The 16,402-nt window shown below is 60.2% G+C and carries 18 protein-coding genes; 17 read left to right on the top strand and 1 reads right to left on the bottom strand.

Features of this window, described 5'->3' with window-relative positions:
• Positions 1-34 precede the first annotated feature (34 nt).
• Both ACTHLA_RS00795 and ACTHLA_RS00790 read left to right on the top strand, forming a co-directional pair.
• On the top strand, positions 35-289 hold the full coding sequence (locus tag ACTHLA_RS00795; RefSeq protein ID WP_440184188.1) for a type II toxin-antitoxin system ParD family antitoxin: 255 nt from the start codon (positions 35-37) through the stop codon (positions 287-289).
• Positions 282-566: a type II toxin-antitoxin system RelE/ParE family toxin gene (locus ACTHLA_RS00790; protein ID WP_440184185.1), complete on the top strand. Its 285-nt coding sequence runs from the start codon at positions 282-284 to the stop codon at positions 564-566. Before ACTHLA_RS00795 ends, ACTHLA_RS00790 begins: the two co-directional genes overlap by 8 nt.
• Here the strand turns inward: ACTHLA_RS00790 and ACTHLA_RS00785 are convergent.
• Positions 563-1,783: an SGNH/GDSL hydrolase family protein gene (locus tag ACTHLA_RS00785; protein ID WP_440184182.1), complete on the bottom strand. Its 1,221-nt coding sequence runs from the start codon at positions 1,781-1,783 to the stop codon at positions 563-565. The genes ACTHLA_RS00790 and ACTHLA_RS00785 overlap by 4 nt on opposite strands.
• Positions 1,784-1,972: 189 nt before the next feature.
• Here ACTHLA_RS00785 and ACTHLA_RS00780 point away from each other — a divergent pair, with 189 nt between their 5' ends.
• From ACTHLA_RS00780 to ACTHLA_RS00710, 15 genes are all read left to right on the top strand, one after another.
• Entirely contained in the window at positions 1,973-3,088 is a 1,116-nt protein-coding gene (locus ACTHLA_RS00780; RefSeq protein ID WP_440184179.1) for an ABC transporter ATP-binding protein, read from the top strand.
• Entirely contained in the window at positions 3,081-3,971 is an 891-nt protein-coding gene (locus tag ACTHLA_RS00775; RefSeq protein WP_440184177.1) for a carbohydrate ABC transporter permease, read from the top strand. Before ACTHLA_RS00780 ends, ACTHLA_RS00775 begins: the two co-directional genes overlap by 8 nt.
• A 2-nt stretch (positions 3,972-3,973) precedes the next feature.
• Positions 3,974-4,828, top strand: a complete 855-nt coding sequence (locus tag ACTHLA_RS00770) for a carbohydrate ABC transporter permease (protein WP_440184174.1) — start codon at positions 3,974-3,976, stop codon at positions 4,826-4,828.
• Entirely contained in the window at positions 4,825-6,123 is a 1,299-nt protein-coding gene (locus ACTHLA_RS00765; protein WP_440184171.1) for an ABC transporter substrate-binding protein, read from the top strand. Before ACTHLA_RS00770 ends, ACTHLA_RS00765 begins: the two co-directional genes overlap by 4 nt.
• 154 nt (positions 6,124-6,277) lie before the next feature.
• A complete protein-coding gene (locus ACTHLA_RS00760) occupies positions 6,278-7,822 on the top strand; it encodes a glycoside hydrolase family 28 protein (protein ID WP_440184168.1) in 1,545 nt (514 codons plus the stop codon).
• The gene (locus ACTHLA_RS00755) at positions 7,819-8,985 is read left to right on the top strand and encodes a glycoside hydrolase family 88/105 protein (protein WP_440184166.1); all 1,167 of its coding nucleotides are present in this window, start codon (positions 7,819-7,821) and stop codon (positions 8,983-8,985) included. The genes ACTHLA_RS00760 and ACTHLA_RS00755 overlap by 4 nt, the downstream gene beginning before the upstream one ends.
• A gap of 10 nt (positions 8,986-8,995) precedes the next feature.
• Positions 8,996-9,832 (top strand): 2-keto-4-pentenoate hydratase, encoded by an 837-nt coding sequence (locus ACTHLA_RS00750; protein ID WP_440184163.1) that lies wholly within the window; start codon positions 8,996-8,998, stop codon positions 9,830-9,832.
• Positions 9,833-10,203: 371 nt separating this feature from the next.
• Positions 10,204-10,581 (top strand): hypothetical protein, encoded by a 378-nt coding sequence (locus ACTHLA_RS00745; protein ID WP_440184160.1) that lies wholly within the window; start codon positions 10,204-10,206, stop codon positions 10,579-10,581.
• Positions 10,582-10,646: 65 nt separating this feature from the next.
• Positions 10,647-12,368, top strand: coding sequence for a WD40 repeat domain-containing protein (locus ACTHLA_RS00740; protein WP_440184158.1), 1,722 nt, complete (start codon positions 10,647-10,649; stop codon positions 12,366-12,368).
• Complete coding sequence (locus ACTHLA_RS00735) at positions 12,350-12,973, top strand: NADPH-dependent FMN reductase (protein WP_440184155.1); 624 nt, start codon at positions 12,350-12,352, stop codon at positions 12,971-12,973. Before ACTHLA_RS00740 ends, ACTHLA_RS00735 begins: the two co-directional genes overlap by 19 nt.
• Positions 12,970-13,998 (top strand): formylglycine-generating enzyme family protein, encoded by a 1,029-nt coding sequence (locus ACTHLA_RS00730; RefSeq protein WP_440184152.1) that lies wholly within the window; start codon positions 12,970-12,972, stop codon positions 13,996-13,998. The genes ACTHLA_RS00735 and ACTHLA_RS00730 overlap by 4 nt, the downstream gene beginning before the upstream one ends.
• A 3-nt stretch (positions 13,999-14,001) precedes the next feature.
• Positions 14,002-15,276, top strand: a complete 1,275-nt coding sequence (locus tag ACTHLA_RS00725) for an ATP-grasp domain-containing protein (RefSeq protein WP_440184150.1) — start codon at positions 14,002-14,004, stop codon at positions 15,274-15,276.
• On the top strand, positions 15,270-15,887 hold the full coding sequence (gene ribA / locus ACTHLA_RS00720; RefSeq protein ID WP_440184147.1) for a GTP cyclohydrolase II: 618 nt from the start codon (positions 15,270-15,272) through the stop codon (positions 15,885-15,887). Before ACTHLA_RS00725 ends, ribA begins: the two co-directional genes overlap by 7 nt.
• Positions 15,888-15,967: 80 nt before the next feature.
• Complete coding sequence (locus ACTHLA_RS00715; protein WP_440184144.1) at positions 15,968-16,195, top strand: HipA domain-containing protein; 228 nt, start codon at positions 15,968-15,970, stop codon at positions 16,193-16,195.
• Positions 16,196-16,217: 22 nt separating this feature from the next.
• A complete protein-coding gene (locus ACTHLA_RS00710; RefSeq protein WP_440184141.1) occupies positions 16,218-16,343 on the top strand; it encodes a hypothetical protein in 126 nt (41 codons plus the stop codon).
• Positions 16,344-16,402 lie beyond the last annotated feature (59 nt).

Below are 16,402 nucleotides of genomic sequence, written 5' to 3'. Positions count from 1 at the left end.
TCCTGCCGCCTAAATTGGCGGCAGGAGACTCTCCATGACCCTCAACGTCAATCTGACGCCGAAGCTTGAAGATATGGTTCGCCAAAAGGTCGCGGGCGGCCTTTATAACAATGCCTCTGAGGTCGTCCGCGACGCTCTACGGCTGATGGAAGAACGCGACCGCCTGCAAGCTGCAAAGGTCGAGGCCCTGCGACAGGACATTCGGGCTGGACTGGATAGCGGGCATGCCGAAGCCCTTGATATTGAGGATATCAAGGGGCGCGGCCGTGAGCGCCTGAATCGTGGCTAGGCTTCTGCGTTCGGCGCAGGCGCTGCGCGATCTCGACGATATCTGGTTCTACATCGCTCAGGATAACCTCAACGCCGCCGATGCATGGCTGGATCATGTGTTCGACAAGGCTACCGCGCTATCCGAACAACCGCTGATCGGTCGCGCCAGACCTGAACTTGACGCAGAGATTCGCAGCCTGCCCGTCGGCGCCTATATGCTCTATTACCGGCCACTGAGCGACGGCGTGGAACTGGTTCGCGTTCTGCACAGTTCGCGCGATATAGATCAGATTTAACGCAATCCCTCCATCGGCACGGCCTGCGCCATCGCCGCCTCACCCGCCGCCCCGGGGTGCAGGTGATCGCCGGAATCGAAGGCGGGCAGCATCTGGCCCGGATGCGCCGGGTCTTCGATGGCCTTGTCGAAATCGACCACGCCGTCAAACACCTTTTGCGAGCGTATCCAGCCATTGACGGCGACGCGGATCGCCTCCTTATCATCGTCATAATAGTTTTTGATCGTCGTCGGCTTGAACGGCGTCAGGGTAGCGACGTAAGCCTTGAGCCCGCGCTCATGCGCGCGCATCGCCATCTGAGTCAGTCCGGCCTCCAAAGCCTCCGCCGACACATAGTCAGGATCGGCCACCCCCTTCGTCACCTGGCCGATATCGTTGATGCCGAGCAGCACGATCACTGATGAGATGTTCGGCTGCGCCAGCACGTCCCGGTCGAAGCGCGCCAGCCCCGCCGCGCCGAAGGGCGGCCATTGCCCGTCATGCAGCATGCGGTTGCCGCTGATCCCGGCATTGATCACGCCCATAGGCGCGCCCGCCGCCGCCAGTCTCTGCGCCAGCACATCCGGCCAGGCCGTATTGGCGTCTGGCTTCTGATGAAAACCGTCAGTGATCGAATCGCCGAACGCCACAACCGCGCTTTTCGCCGGTCCGCCGCTGACCTCGACCTCGGCCAGCCACAGCCATAAACCGCCCGCAGGCGGTTTTATCCCACTCACGCTCGCCTGCCCGACCACATTGCCCTGCGCCGCATAAACCGCATCGCGCTGAATGACGTGGATCGTATCAGGAGCCACCGGCCCCGGAACATGCAGATCAACAGCCAGGTCCGCGCCCTGCGCCACATCCAGCGCGACGGGATCGGACAGCACATAGGCCCCCGCCGGGATCGTCACCGACGCCTTGCCGGAAAAGGTCAGAGGCCGGGATGTCCCGGCCTGAACAGCAGCGCCTTCCGCCCGCAGCGCCACAGCGGCGGCGTCAAATGTCACCGGCGCCTTGCCATAGGCGTTGCTGAGTCGGATGCGCACTGACGCGCCGCCCGCGCTGACATGCACGATCTGGCGCAGGGTGAGGTCGGACACGGTTTCCGCCGCCTTGTCGGACGGCGCAGGACTCGCGTACCAGCTCGGAATCCAGGTCTGCGCAGAAGCCAGTCCCGGCAAGGCGAACAACAGTCCTGCAAGGGCCAGCCCGCAGGCGCGCGCTTTCATCTTCATCCCGACATCTCCTCATTTTTTTTATCGTACAAATGCTTAAAGCCATCCGGCCATGACGGCAAGCCGAAGTGACGATCACGATGTTTTTCACCACACCATTCTTGTCAATGACACCGGTTTCCTTTACACCCAAAACCAAGACGCCGACAACAGGCGCCAACCGATCCACAACAGGCGACAGGGACAATCGTGACCGAGATCAGTGTCAGACTCAGCGACGTGACCAAAAGCTTTGGCGGCCATGAGGTCATCAAGGGCGTCTCCCTCGACGTCAAAAAGGGCGAACTGGTGGTGTTCGTCGGCCCGTCGGGCTGCGGGAAATCGACGCTTTTGCGCCTGATCGCCGGACTGGACACGCCGACCACGGGCAGCCTGCACATTGCGGATAAGGACGTGACCTACGCGCACCCCTCGAAACGCGGCGTAGCGATGGTGTTTCAGTCCTATGCGCTCTATCCTCATATGACGGTTGAGGACAATATCGGTTTTGCACTTAAAATCAAAGGCTTGCCAAAAAGCGAAATCAAGTCGAAAGTCGCCCGCGCCGCCGATATCCTGCAACTGACGCCGCTGCTGAAACGTTTGCCCAAGGCGCTGTCGGGCGGCCAGCGCCAGCGTGTCGCCATAGGCCGCGCCATTGTGCGCGAACCGGACGTCTTTCTGTTCGACGAGCCTTTGTCCAATCTCGATGCGTCTTTACGCGGCCAGATGCGTGTCGAGATCGCCCGCCTGCACGCCAGCCTGGGCGCGACCTCGATCTATGTCACCCACGATCAGGTCGAGGCCATGACCCTGGCCTCCAAGATCGTGGTGCTGAACGGCGGGCGCATCGAACAGGTCGGCGCGCCGCTCGATCTTTACCGCAATCCGGCCAATCTCTTCGTCGCGGGTTTTATCGGCTCGCCGCGCATGAACATTCTGCCGACGACGCTGAAAGGCGCCGATGGGGCCAGCGTCACCGTCGCCACGCCGCAAGGCGATTTCCACCTGCCGCGCAGCGGCGTGACAGCGACACAGGGCGAAAATTTGAGCCTCGGCCTGCGCCCTGAACATCTGCACCCGGCGCAGGACGGCGAACTCGCCCTGAAGGGCAAGGTCTTACTGGTCGAACGCCTCGGCGGCGAGACCTTCGCCTATGTAACGCCGGACGACTTTGAAAATCAACAGTTGATTGTGCGCCTCGACGGCGACCACGCGGTCGCGCCGCAGGACAGGGTGCGCCTCAGCTTCGATCCAGGCCGCGCCCATCTGTTCGGCGCGGACGGCAAGGCGCTCGGCAAGGCTACGGAGGCCGGGCATGTATAAGAACAGGCTCGTTGGCGGCCTCTATATCTCGCCCTTCATCATCGGCTTTGTCTTGTTCACCGCCTTCCCTTTCCTGGCCTCGCTAGCCTTAAGCCTGACCGACGCCCATTTACAGGACCAGTTATCCGACGCGCATTTTATCGGCCTCGACAATTACGCCGGCATGTTCAAGGACGCGACCTTCCGTCAATCCTTGAGCGTCACCTTTCTCTACGTCTTCCTGACCGTCCCGCTGAAACTGGCCTTCGCGCTGTTGATGGCGGTGCTGCTCAACTTCCGTCTGCGCGCCATCGGCCTGTTCCGCACTGTCTATTACCTGCCCTCGATCCTCGGCGGCTCGGTGGCGGTGGCCGTGGTCTGGCGCTTCGTGTTCGCAGGCGACGGGCTGATCAATCAACTGTTGCATCACCTGCATTTGGGCGGCGTCAACTGGCTGGGCGAGCCTTCGACCGCCATGTTCTCGCTGGTGCTGCTGCGTTTGTGGGAATTCGGCTCGGCCATGGTGGTGTTTCTGGCCGGGCTGAAGGCCATTCCGTCCGACCTTTATGAGGCCGCCGATCTGGACGGCGCCTCGCGCCTGCGGCAATTCTTCTCCATCACCCTGCCGCTATTGACGCCGGTGATCTTCTTCAACTTCATCATGCAGATCGTGCAGGCGTTTCAGGAGTTCAACGGCCCCTATATCATCACCGGCGGCGGCCCGATGAAGTCGAGCTACCTGCTGCCGCTGATGATCTATGAGGAGGCGTTCAAATATTTCCAGCTCGGCTACGCCTCGGCCCTGTCCTGGGTTCTGTTCCTCATCATCGCCGTCTTCACCGCCCTCGCCTTCTGGTCGCAGAGCAAGTGGGTGTTCTATGCGACGGAAAGTAAAGGGGAGTGAGGATGGCCAACTGGCGCAAATATTGGCCAACACTCTCCCTGATCCTGCGTTACGGCGCGCTGATCGGCGTCGGCTTCCTGATGCTCTATCCACTGCTGTGGATGGTCGGATCGGCGTTCAAGAACAATTCGGAAATCTTCTCCACCGTCGGCTTTATCCCGCATCACCCGACGCTGGAAGGCTTCAAGAACGGCTGGAAGACCTCGACGGAATACACCTTCGCCCACTACCTTGTGAACACAATGAAGATTGTGATCCCGAAAGTGATCTGCACGGTGATATCCTCGGTCATCGTTGCCTACGGCTTTGCGCGCTTTGCGATTCCGGGCCGGAAAATCTGGTTCGCCCTTCTGATGGCCACGGTGCTGCTGCCGAAAAGCGTGCTCTTGCTGCCGCAATATCTGATGTTCCGCCAGTTCGGCTGGCTCGACACCTATCTGCCGCTCTATGTGCCGCAGGCGTTTGCGGTCGAGGGCTTCTTCGTCTTCCTGATCATCCAGTTCATGCGCTCGCTGCCGCGCGACATGGAGGAAGCCGCCGTCATGGACGGCTGCAACTCGTTTCAGGTGCTCACCCTTGTGGTCGCGCCGGTCATCCTGCCCGCCATCATCTCGGTCGCCCTGTTCCAGTTCATGTGGTCGATGAACGACTTTATTCAACCCTTGATCTATCTGTCCTCGGTCGGCAAATATCCGGTGTCGCTGGCGCTGAAAATGTCGATCGACGTGACCGAAGCGACCTCATGGAACGAGATTCTGGCCATGAGCGCGATCGCGCTGGCGCCGTCGCTGATCCTGTTCTTCGTGGCGCAGAAGTATTTTGTCGATGGCGTGACCTCCGGGGCGGTGAAGGGATGAGCCTCAATCGCCGTCACCTTTTGACAGGCATAGGCGCGCTCGGCGTCACGGCCTGCACCGCGCGCCCAGGCGCGACCACCGGCAAAAAGGTGCATTTGCGCATGAGCTGGTGGGGCGGCTCCTCGGCGCACAAGGCGACGCTTTCGGCGCTCAAACTGTTCATGGACCGCCACCCGCATATCGAGGTCACCGGCGAATATACCGGCTTTATCGGCCACCTGGAGCGCCTGACGACCCAGATTGCGGGCCGCACCGCGCCGGACCTGATGCAGATCAACTGGTTCTGGCAGGTTCTGTTCTCGCGCGATGGAACCGGCTTTTACGACCTGAACCGCCTGTCGCACATTATCGACCTGACGCAGTTCGAACCGCGCACCCTGAGCATGGGGGTGCGCAATGGCCATCTGGACGCCCTGTCCCTGTCGAACGCGGCGCGCCTGTTCTATTATAACCGCACGACCTGGGACCGGGCGGGCCTCGCCATCCCCGCGACTTGGGACGACCTGCTCGGCGCCGGGCCGAAACTGATGCAGAAGCTGGGCCAGCGCTACTACGCCATCGACGCGACCTTTCAGGACTTTATCGCGCTGGGCCGCTCCTACATCGTGCAGGAGACCGGCAAGCCTCTGGTCGATGACGTCAACAAGCGGCTGAACTGCACGCCGGATCAGATAACCGAAATGGCGTGGCTGTACGGCGAACTGACGAAAAATCACGGCCTGCCCTCGGCACAGTATCGCGCCTCGTTTGGCAATGTCGCCCAGCAGGAGATGCGCCCGTGGATCAACGGCGAATTCGCCGGCTGCTACCTGTGGAACTCGGCCATCGACAAATATACCGACACCCTCGCGCCTGGCGAAAAGCTTGAACTGGCCCCCTATCCGATGCGTCCGGGCGCAACGGATGCAGGCCTTCTCTATCGCCCCTCTATGATGTTCGCTATCAACAAAGACACGCAATATCCTGAAGAAACAGCGCTTTTACTCAACTTTCTGATGAACGATCCGGCGGGCGTGCGCGCTATGGGTCTGGTGCGCGGCATCCCCGATTCGAAGATCGGTCGCGCAACCCTGGCCGCCGACGGCGCTATCGACGGCCTCAAGGCCGATAGCGAGGTCGAGATGGCCAAACTGCCGATCACCCTGACCGAAAGCCCGTGGTTCGAACATCCGCGCGTGCGCGACGGCTTTCAGGATATCCTCGAAATGCAGGGCTATGGCGTTCTGAGCGAGCAACAGGCAGGCCAACGCATGTATGACGACATCAATGCGATTCTGGAGCGCGTGATAAGATGAAGGCAAGACTGTTTCATCCTCCCCTGCGCAGCGGGGGAGGTGGCGAGCAAGCGCAGCGCGTCGAGACGGAGGGGGCCGCCCCCGCCGCCGGCGGCCCCCTCCGTCGGCGCCTTCGCGCCGCCACCTTCTCCGCTGCGCAGGCGAGGAGAAGATCATGACCCCTTCCCTCACCCTGATCTGCGCCCTGCCGACATCGCTGATCTTCGAGATCAGCAACGGATTCTGCTTTGAAAGCCCGGCGCCGCACGAGATACTGGTCAACGGTCAGTCCGTCCTGACCACGCCGCGCAATGTCTTCACCCTGCGCGGCCTGAACAGCGCAACCGAATACCGCATCGAGGTCCGCAGCGGCGGCAAGCGTTTGAAAACCACGGCGCGCACAAGGCCCCTGAGCGTCGTCCTCAAGCCCGAAGATTTCGGCGCCAGGGGCGACGGCCTCACGGACGACACAAACGCGCTGCAGGCCGCCCTGTCCGCTGCGCCGCCGGATGCTATTGTCCGGCTGGAAAGGTCATATCTGACCGGGCCGTTATTTCTGAAAAGTCGGATGGGTCTGGAGGTCGCTAAGGGCGCGAAGCTGCTTGGCCTGCGCGACATCGAAAAATGGCCCATCCTGCCCGGCCTGCTCTATGATGAAAAAGGCAAAGAAACCGCGTGGTTAGGCTCATGGGAAGGCCGACCGCAGGGTTGCCACGCCGCCCTGATCAACATCCTCGGCGCCACGGACGTTTCCGTGTTCGGCGAAGGGCTGATCGACGGCCAGTCGGGCTTCGACACCTGGTGGGCGCATCCGAAGACGCAACAGGCCGGAAGCTGGCGACCGCGCCTGATCTTCGCCGTGGACAGTCAGAACCTGACCTTTGAAGGCTTCACCCTGGCCAATTCGCCATCGTGGAACCTTCACCCCCTGCATTGCCAGACGGTGACGGCGGCCTGCCTGAACATCACCGCTCCGGCCAACAGCCCGAACACTGACGGCTTCGACCCGGAAAGCTGTGAAAATGTCGTGGGCGCGGGCATCCATTTTACGGTCGGCGACGATTGCATCGCCATCAAGTCCGGCAAGATCGAGATGGCCCGCAAAGACTTACGCCCGACGCGTAGCGTACGCATCTCGAACTGCTGGATGCAGGACGGCCACGGCGGCGTCACGCTCGGCTCGGAAATGGCGGCGGGTATTTATGGCGTCGTGGTGCGCGACTGCCGTTTCACCGGCACGGATCGCGGCGTGCGCGTCAAGACGCGGCGCGGGCGCGGCAAGGACGCCATCGTCAAGGGCGCCTGGTTCGACAATATCGAGATGGATGGGGTCGGCACGGCCTTCGTCGTCAACAGCTTCTACGATGTCGACGCCGACGCCAAAACCGAATATGTCCGCTCGCGCGACCCGCAGCCGGTCAGCGACCTGACGCCATGGCTGGGCGGATTCAAACTGACCAACATCCGCTGCGACAAGGTGCGCAATGCGGTCGTCTATCTGCTTGGCCTGCCCGAACAGCCGATCATTGGCGTCGAGATTGACGGCCTCTATGCCCGCTTCGACGCGGACGCCAAACCGGAACCGCCCGACATGGCCGCCTCGATCCCGCCGGAATGGCATCGCGGAATCTACATCGTCAACGCCCGCCATGTCCGTCTGCGTCATATCGACATCGAAGGTCAGGCGGGCGACAAAATCCATCTGGAGAACGTGTCATGATTGTGCTGCCCAGGGTGCCGGACAGCGTCAAAACCGCACCAGTGAAGCGCGCTTTCAGTTTGAGCGACAAGGCATTGACCGCGCTGTCGCGTTTCGGCGCGCAGGTCCCCGTCTTCATCGAATCCTACATTCGCGTCTGGACGCCATATCGGGATTTCTGGAACTATGAGGACGGCTGCGTCTGGACCGGCGCGCTGGCGCTCTATGCCGCCATCGGGGATAAGGCGCTGCTCGATTTCGTCTATAACGAGGTCGGCGCGCGCGTCACGCCGGATGGGCGCATTCCGAGCTTCGATCCGTCTGAGTTCAATATCGACGGCGTGCAGGCCGGGCGTGTTCTGGAGCCCTTGTGGCGGCGAACGGGTGAGGATCGCTTCCTGGGCGCAATGGGTGCGCAATTTTCGCAATTATTGAGCCATCCACGGACAAAATCCGGCAATTATTGGCATAAAAACATCTATCCCCATCAAATCTGGCTGGACGGTCTCTACATGGCCCAACCCTTCCAGACGCAATATGCCCGCGTCACCGACCGTCCCTATCTGTTCGAAGATACGGTCGCACAATTTCGCTTTGTGGGCCAGGCTTTGCGTGACCCGGCCACCGGCCTTTACCGTCACGGCTGGGACGAAAGCCGCACAGAACGCTGGGCCGATCCGGACACGGGCCGCTCTTCGTGCGTCTGGGGCCGCGCCATGGGCTGGTGGATCATGGCCCTGGCCGATGTGCTGGAACTTTCCGAAGGGCTTGATCCCGTGGGACGCGCTGAGATCGCAGGTCTGCTGCTCGACACAGCGGAGGCGCTGACCGAGATGCGCTCCGACGCGGGCCTTTGGCATCAGGTCGTCGATCAAGGGGGGCGCGAGGGCAATTACGAAGAAGCCTCGGCCTCGCTGATGATCGCCTGCGCGCTGATGAAGGGGGCGCGTCTGGGCGCGTTGCCGAAGGCCCATGGCCTGCTCGGCCTTGAGGCTTTGCAAACCGCCTGTGCGCGTTTTGTCTCGCCGCAGCGCCTGACCGGCGTTTGCGGGGTTGCGGGGCTCGGCAATACGCCGTATCGCGACGGCAGCTTTGATTACTATCTCTCGGAAAAGATCACGCCCAACGATCCAAAGGGCGTGGCCGCGCTGATGATGGCGCTGGCCGAGGGATTAAGAATATAAAGGAACAACAATGCCATCCATCGCCGAACTGTTCGTCGCCGCCCGTCGAGCCGCCAAGGCCCTGCCCGACTATCCGGGGCGGATTCCTGAAAAGCTGAGCGAGTCCTACGCGATCCAGGAACAGGCGATCAGGCTGTGGAACCGACCCGTGATCGGCTGGAAAATTGGCCGCCTGGCCCCCGACAAACAACCGTTGCACGGCACAGAACGGCTGGCCGGACCGGTGTTCGACACCGTTTACAAGGATGGCGGCGACAATATCGAAATCCCCATCTTTACCGGCGGATTCGCCGCCGTTGAAGCTGAATATGTCTTCCGCGTCGGCAAGGACGCCGATCCGGCCAAAACCGAATATAACGAGGCCGAAGCGCTGACCCTGGTTGACGGTCTGTTCGCCGGGATCGAAATGGCCGGATCGCCCTTGGCCACCATTAACAAGCTCGGCCCTACAGTCGTTGTCTCCGACTTCGGCAACAATTTCGGCCTGATCCTTGGGCCGAGGCTGTTGACGCTGACGCCTGACATGCCGATCGCTGATTTTCAGGAGAGCGCCCTCGCCGAATGGCGCGCGGTCACCGAGATTGATGGCGCAGTCGTTGGCGAGGGCGGTCTTTTCACCATGCCCGGCGGGCCTTTGAAAGCCATCGCCTGGCTGGCCGGACACCTGGCCGCGCGCGGGCGTCCCTTGAAGGCGGGGCAACTGATCACGTCAGGCGCTACGACCGGCATTCATGATATCATTGCGGGTCAGACCTCGTCCGTGAAGTTCTCGCAACCCGGACACGCTGACATAACCCTTAGCCTGCATACGGTTGCGCTCAACGCGGAACGATCTGAATTACGCTGAACACCAAAGCTATGGCAAAAACGCCACAATTGTGGCGCGTTTTGCTACCGGTTTTTTTTGCCCGCGTCGACTTGCAGGCGCGATGCAACTATGTCCTATCTATCATGTCGCATCCGGCGCACGTATCGGACCCAGGTTCGTGACACCGGTGTCAGCGCCATGGACAAAACGATCATGTCCGCCTCATCGGCGCGTTCGCCATAATCGAAAAAGGTCTGCCGGAAGCGTGTATCTGTTCCGACGTAAGGCCAAAACGGGGAGATAAATTGTCATAAAAATTACGGAATAGTAATATTTTAATTTCTTTCTATAATTTTATTCACACATTGCTTGCTTACGTATTTTTAACCAATACGACAAGAGCGAAATATATGCGAAATCTGGCCTGTTCGAGGCATTTATTTCGCTTTAACTTACGGATCTGCCCACGCTTCGGTGTCATGCAGTCGACGCCGTCCTTTTCGGCGTTGGGCGTTCACATCAGTTTGCGTCCGCTCTGGTCTTTAAAGCTGCGCAGGCCGCCCCAGGCTTCGCGGCTTTGGAGACCTAAATTCAAGGAGAAGCCAATGGGGATGTCGATTTCCGCAAGTCGCGCTTCATCGGTGATGATGTCGCAACCTATCCCGCCGAGCCAGGAAACCAAGCCTGCCGCCAATACGCAACTGTCGATGCAAAACCTCACAGTCGCCAAGCCGCAGTCTCAAATTCTGGACGCTATGATCGGTTCGATGCTCGACACCAAAGCGTAGTCCTGGCCCGGAATGTCCCCAGACATTCCGGGCTTCCCGTCATTCACTTGGAAAGACGCATCATCGTGAAACATCAAGGCCCGATCGCCGGCATAGCCTCACATGGCGACTACGTCGCCACCGCTGGATACGATAATCAACTTATTCTTTGGGACCGGTTGACGCGCAAGGCTCTGGCGCGCGGCCTGCACGACCACCTCATCAACGCCTGTTCTTTCAGCCACAGCGGCGAGTTCATCGTCACCGCAAGCAGCGATTACTCGGCGCGCATATGGAGCGTCCCTGACCTGCGCTTGACCAGCTGCCTGTTCGGTCATGAGGACGACGTTGATATGGCCGCATTTTCTCCCGACGACAGCCTGATCGCCACCTGCGCCCTCGATCGAAAGGTGCGCATATTTGACGTAAAAGGAAATTGCCTTGGCGTCTTTGAAGGCCATGAAGGCAATATCATATCCCTCGACTGGGCTTCGGACGGAACAACGGTGATGTCATCGAGCGTCGACGGCACGGTCAGAGTATGGGACGTGGCGACTGGCCTTGAGCGCCGTCGATATGATCTGCAGGGTGTCCGCACAGATACAATCGCCGTGACCCAAGCCGGAGACATTATCGCAGGCGATGACAACGGGCAGATCGTGATCTTACGCGATGATGGCGCCAACGCGATTATGGCGCATGCCGCGGGCGTCAAGAAAATTGTCTGGCATGAGCCAAGCCGTCGCCTGCTGAGTCTGGGATATGACGGCGCCCTGGCGGTCTGGTCGCTTTCATCGAGCGCCGCGCTCACGCTTGTTGATCGCGCTCCTCTCCCCCCCATGGTCTGGGCCCGCGCCGCCTGCATGCTAAGCACGCATGAACTGGGCGTCGGCGTCTTTGGGTCAACCTATGCAAGCTACGATCTTCTGAATCAGACCTGGAACCTTGAGGGCGTCGAGCCAGATCGGAGCCTCAATGCAGTATGCGTCGCCGCAGACCAGGTTTACGCTATTGGCGACGCAGGCGTTTTGCTGGAGAACGGTCGGGCGATCTGCGATATGCGCAGCCTATGCAACTTCTTGCAGACCGCGGCAGAGCGTCTGTTCAGCGGCGGCCATCTTGGCCAACTCTACGACGCGCGCTCCGGCGAGGTCTTATATCAGCACGACTCCCCCCTTAACTGCGCATGCGCCTTCGAACGCCATGGCCGCCCCCACCTGGCGGTCGGCGCCTATACAGGTGAGGTCTTGGTTTTCGATGTCGGCGACGGCCAATGTCGTCTCGTCGCCGCGCAGCGCGTTTTCGAAAACGCCGTCAAAGGCCTCGCCGCCTCCGAGCGCGAGATCTTCTCGCTCTGCGCCAACCGCAAGGCGACCATCATCGATATCCTGACCTTGCGCCCAAGCCGAAGCCTGGATCACACCCACGATAAGATCGCCAACGCCTGCTGCTACATAAAAGGCCAGGGTTTCGCCAGCGTCGGCCGCGACCGCACCTTACGGCTTTGGTTTGCAGAGGAGACGAGCGTCTATGATACGCCCCACAACAGATCAGTGAAGACGCTTTGCGCCAGTCTGGACGGCCGCCTCATCGCCAGCGGCGCCTATAGCGGAACGGTCGCGATCTTCGACCTGCAGCAACGCGCTTTCACCGCCTTTTACCGGCCAAGCGCATCGGGCATATCGAGCCTTTCCTGGGACGGCGTCGCACAGGGCTTTCTAGCGGCGAGTTATGATGGATCCATCTACCCGATCCCGGTCAGGACCGCGCCAGAGGCCGCGTTGACGCAATGCAAGGACGCGGCCTGATGACGATCCTCCTCTTCCCCGCAAGCTTGCGCAAAGACTCCCATCAGCACGCGCTCGCCGTCACCCTAAAGGCCTTGATCGGCGCTCGCTGCGAGACCGAGATCGTGACGCGCAAGGATGTCGATCTTCCCCTTTACGATCAGGATATTGAGCAAGATGAACCATGGAAGACGCGCCTTGAGCGGCTATACGAGCGTTTTTGCGCCGCAAGCGGCGTGATTTTTATCACGCCTGAGCACAATGGTCAGGTTTCAGCCTATCTGAAAAATACGGTCGACTGGCTTTCAAGGCCGCCACGCATTGATCCGCGCTATTCCGGGTCAGGCGCATTTGCGGGTAAGCCTGTTCTCCTCGCAGGCGCGACGACGGGCTGGAGCGGCGCGCTGCTTGCGCTCAGCCAGGCGCGCCTTCTGCTCGCCTATGTCGGCGGCCTTGTGCGCGCTGAGCAGATCTGTGTCAGCGACGCCGATCATTGGCGCTCGGCGGAAGGCTTTGCTTTTGAGCCAGCCTTCGAAGACCATATCGCCGCCGTGGCCGCACGTTTCGTAGAGGCCTGCGAACCCCAAGCCGCGACGCATGCCGTTCAGATGGAGATGAGCCGATGAGCCACGACATCCTCAATCTCTGGCGCCAACCCAAATTCCTCGAAATTCTGTGCGCGAAGATGTCAGATCGCGAACGGCTGGGCCTTCCTGAGCATTATGTGCGCGACCGTCTGCTCGACGACTACAGTAAAGCCTTCGAAAGCCTCAGATCTCGCGACGTCGCCCATCTCGTCCAAAGCTGCGAAGACCCCGCCGCAACGATGAGCGAACGCATCGCCGCCGGTAACCTTCTTGCCCTCATTGGCGATCCGCGCCTTTCGCCTCTGTCTCCGAGCATGATACAAATCGATGGCGCAGACGCCTTCATCGGACTGGAGCCGCGCACCTTAGACCAGGTCATGTCCGATTACGACGATCTGGGGCTCGATCCCGCCTGGATCCTGAAGGAAGCGCCGCGCCATGCCGTTACGCTCAAACCCTACGCAATCGGGAAATATCCCGTCACGAACCTCGAATACCGTATTTTTCTTGAAGCTACTGGCCACAAAGGCATCCCGACAAGCTGGAGCTTTCGCCGTTATCCGATAGAGCGCTCCAATCATCCGGTCTACTCGATTGAGGTTGAAGACGCCAAGGCCTATTGCCAATGGCTGTCGCAGAAGACCGGTCGCTTGTTTCGTCTGCCGTCAGAGGCCGAATGGGAATTCGCCGCCTCCGGTGGTTCGCAAGCCGATTTCCCCTGGGGCGACGTCTTTGATGGCGAGAAGGCCAACTGCCTTGAAAGCGGCGTCTATGCGAGCACGCCAGTCGGAGCGTTTCCCGCCGGCGCGGCGCCTTGCGGGGCGCTCGATATGGCCGGGAATGTCGAGGAGTATGTCAGCGACACATATGCGCCCTATCCGGGCGGCGCCTATATTGATGATCACCTCAGTCAAATCCACGGCAGCTATCATATCGCCCGTGGCGGAACCTTTGCGCGTTTCAGGGACCTGGCCCGCACGCGTCGCCGTCATGGCCATAATCCGCGCTCAAGCGCCTACGCCATGGGCCTGCGTCTGGCGGAGACGCTCCAAGACCAGGCATAGGGCATGGCGCATATCCTGTTCGTCGAATTTCCGGGCGGCAATGATTTCGGCGTCATGGAAGATGCGCTGGCCATGGGTCACAAGGTCAGTATCCTGAGCGCCGATATCGGACACTATCTGCGCCTTAACTCGGCGGCCAAAGACCTTCTCGCAAGAGCCGCTCACCTGATTGAGGCGGCAAGTTTCGAACGCGCTGAGCTTCTTAAAATCCTGCAGCCCCTTCATGTCGCCTCGCCGATTGACGCCGTCATATGCATGGTCGATATCTGCATCGTCGCGGCCGCGGACTTAGCGGCGGCGCTTGGAGTCGCCTTTTTGAACCCGAGATCTGCGCGCCTTTATCGCGACAAGGCGCGTGTCCGCGCGGTCCTGTCGGCGGCCGGGCTTGCGCAACCAAACTTTCAGGCGATCAGCCATCCGGACGATCTTGAGCGCGCCCTGGGTGAAGTGGGCTTCCCCGCTATTGTAAAGCCTAGCGACGGTTACGGATCGCAAAATATTCTTTATCTCGGCGGCCACGAAGACGTGCAGGCGGCGCGCGAGCGCCTTGCGTTGCTTATTGATGCGCCCACCGATTACGGCCTGGGAATCCACGCCGGCGGCTCCTTCCTTGTGGAGCCCTACCTGCAAGGCGACCTTGTCGGTTGCGACATTTTCCGCGACTCGAAGCTCAGCCTCTGCCTGGGCGTCAACGAAAAAAAGATGTTCGATCCGCCAGCCTTCGCCATCAAGGGAAGCTGCTTTCCCTCTCAGAGAGTCGATATCGACGCCGCGATCCAATTCGCAAATCTGGCGCTCGATGCAACCGGTTTTGATTTTGGCGCCGCACATATTGAAATGATCATCACGCCGAAGGGACCACAGCTGATCGAAATCAATCCTCGACTGGTGAGCGCGCAAATACCCTACCAGATGTCCTTTGCGCTCGGTCGCTCTGTCTATATGGACCTCATCGATCTGCATCTTCGCGGGGATCTGTCCAAAAGGCCCGTCTGCGCCGCGCAAGCCTTCGCAACGACCCGGTGGATCACCGCCTCGCGTAATGGCGTCCTAGAGCGCATCGGCATGCCGCGATCAACGCCGGAACACATTATGCGTATTGTTATGTTCAAAAGCTCCGGCGATGAGGTGCGCACGCCGTTCGACAATGCCGATCGTCTTGGCTATGTCATCGCCACTGGATCGTCCGAGGACGAAGCGGACAGGCGGGCTCAGGCGTTTGTCGACGCCATTGATGTCGAGGTGCGTCCGTCGCAAGAGAGCACGCTTACATGTTAAACCTTTTCGAAAACGCGTTGTCTGAAACCGGTTCAAAAAACCTCCACTCATGCGCCCTGCCCACGCGCTGGGGTGAATTCAGGCTTTCCGGTTTTTCATCAGATGACGGCGCCGAGGACGTCATCTTGACCTACGGCCAGATCGACGATTCAGTTCCAGTTCTGACCCGCATTCATTCTGAATGTCTGACCGGCGACGTCTTCGGCAGTTGTAAATGCGACTGCGGCGAACAGCTGGAGCTTGCGATCAAAGCCATTGTCGCGCGCGGCCAGGGGGCTATTGTGTACCTGCGCCAGGAAGGCAGGGGCATCGGCCTTATCAACAAGATCCGCGCCTATCGGCTGCAGGAGCTGGGCGCAGATACGGTCGATGCAAACAGACGACTTGGACTGCCCGATGACGCGCGCAGCTATGAGACGGCTGCGCATTTGCTGCTCGCCGCCGGGATAAGGCGCGTCGAGCTCCTGACGAACAATCCTCAGAAGATCGAGGGACTGAGGCGGCATGGCGTTGAGGTCGCTGCGCGAAGCGGGCTCTATGCAAGGTCATCTCCGGCCCGCGACGCCTATGTGAAAAGCAAGATTGACCGAATGGGTCATTACAACAGGTGAGGTAAATACGCGGCTTGACGTTATTTCAGCGTTCTTCGAATACGGGGTACATATTCGAACTGGCAAGCTGCGTATAAATCTTGCTCGAACTCTTTAAGCGCATCGCCGGTATGATCCTAGTGTCGAGCACAGACGATCACATGAGGAACCATGGCTTTCTTTATGCCGGCAATAGCCAGTGGCGACTCTTGGCTCTTGTTGACGTCAATCCCTCTCCAGACCGCCACCAGGAACTGAAGACCGCGATATCGGAGATTTCAGTCGCGACCGCCAGCGTCGCGCCCCTGCTGGAGCAATGCGCCCTCTGATGCCGCCGAGATTTTGAAGCTCATGGCGACGACGATCCGGCAAAGCTGGCGCGGCATGGGGCAAAAGCTCAGCATTACGCGGGAGGATTTCGAGGTCTATCGCCCTGCTTTCGAGCACGAGGATGCCGATATCGCTCAAAACTCATGAGGTTACCAACTGGGCGCTCAGCTTGCCCCGGCTTCACAATGGGTGAAGCCTGACAGGCC

The organism is Asticcacaulis sp. (assembly GCF_051956075.1).
Classification (GTDB): domain Bacteria; phylum Pseudomonadota; class Alphaproteobacteria; order Caulobacterales; family Caulobacteraceae; genus Asticcacaulis.
This window is presented reverse-complemented; position numbering and strand designations above follow the sequence as displayed.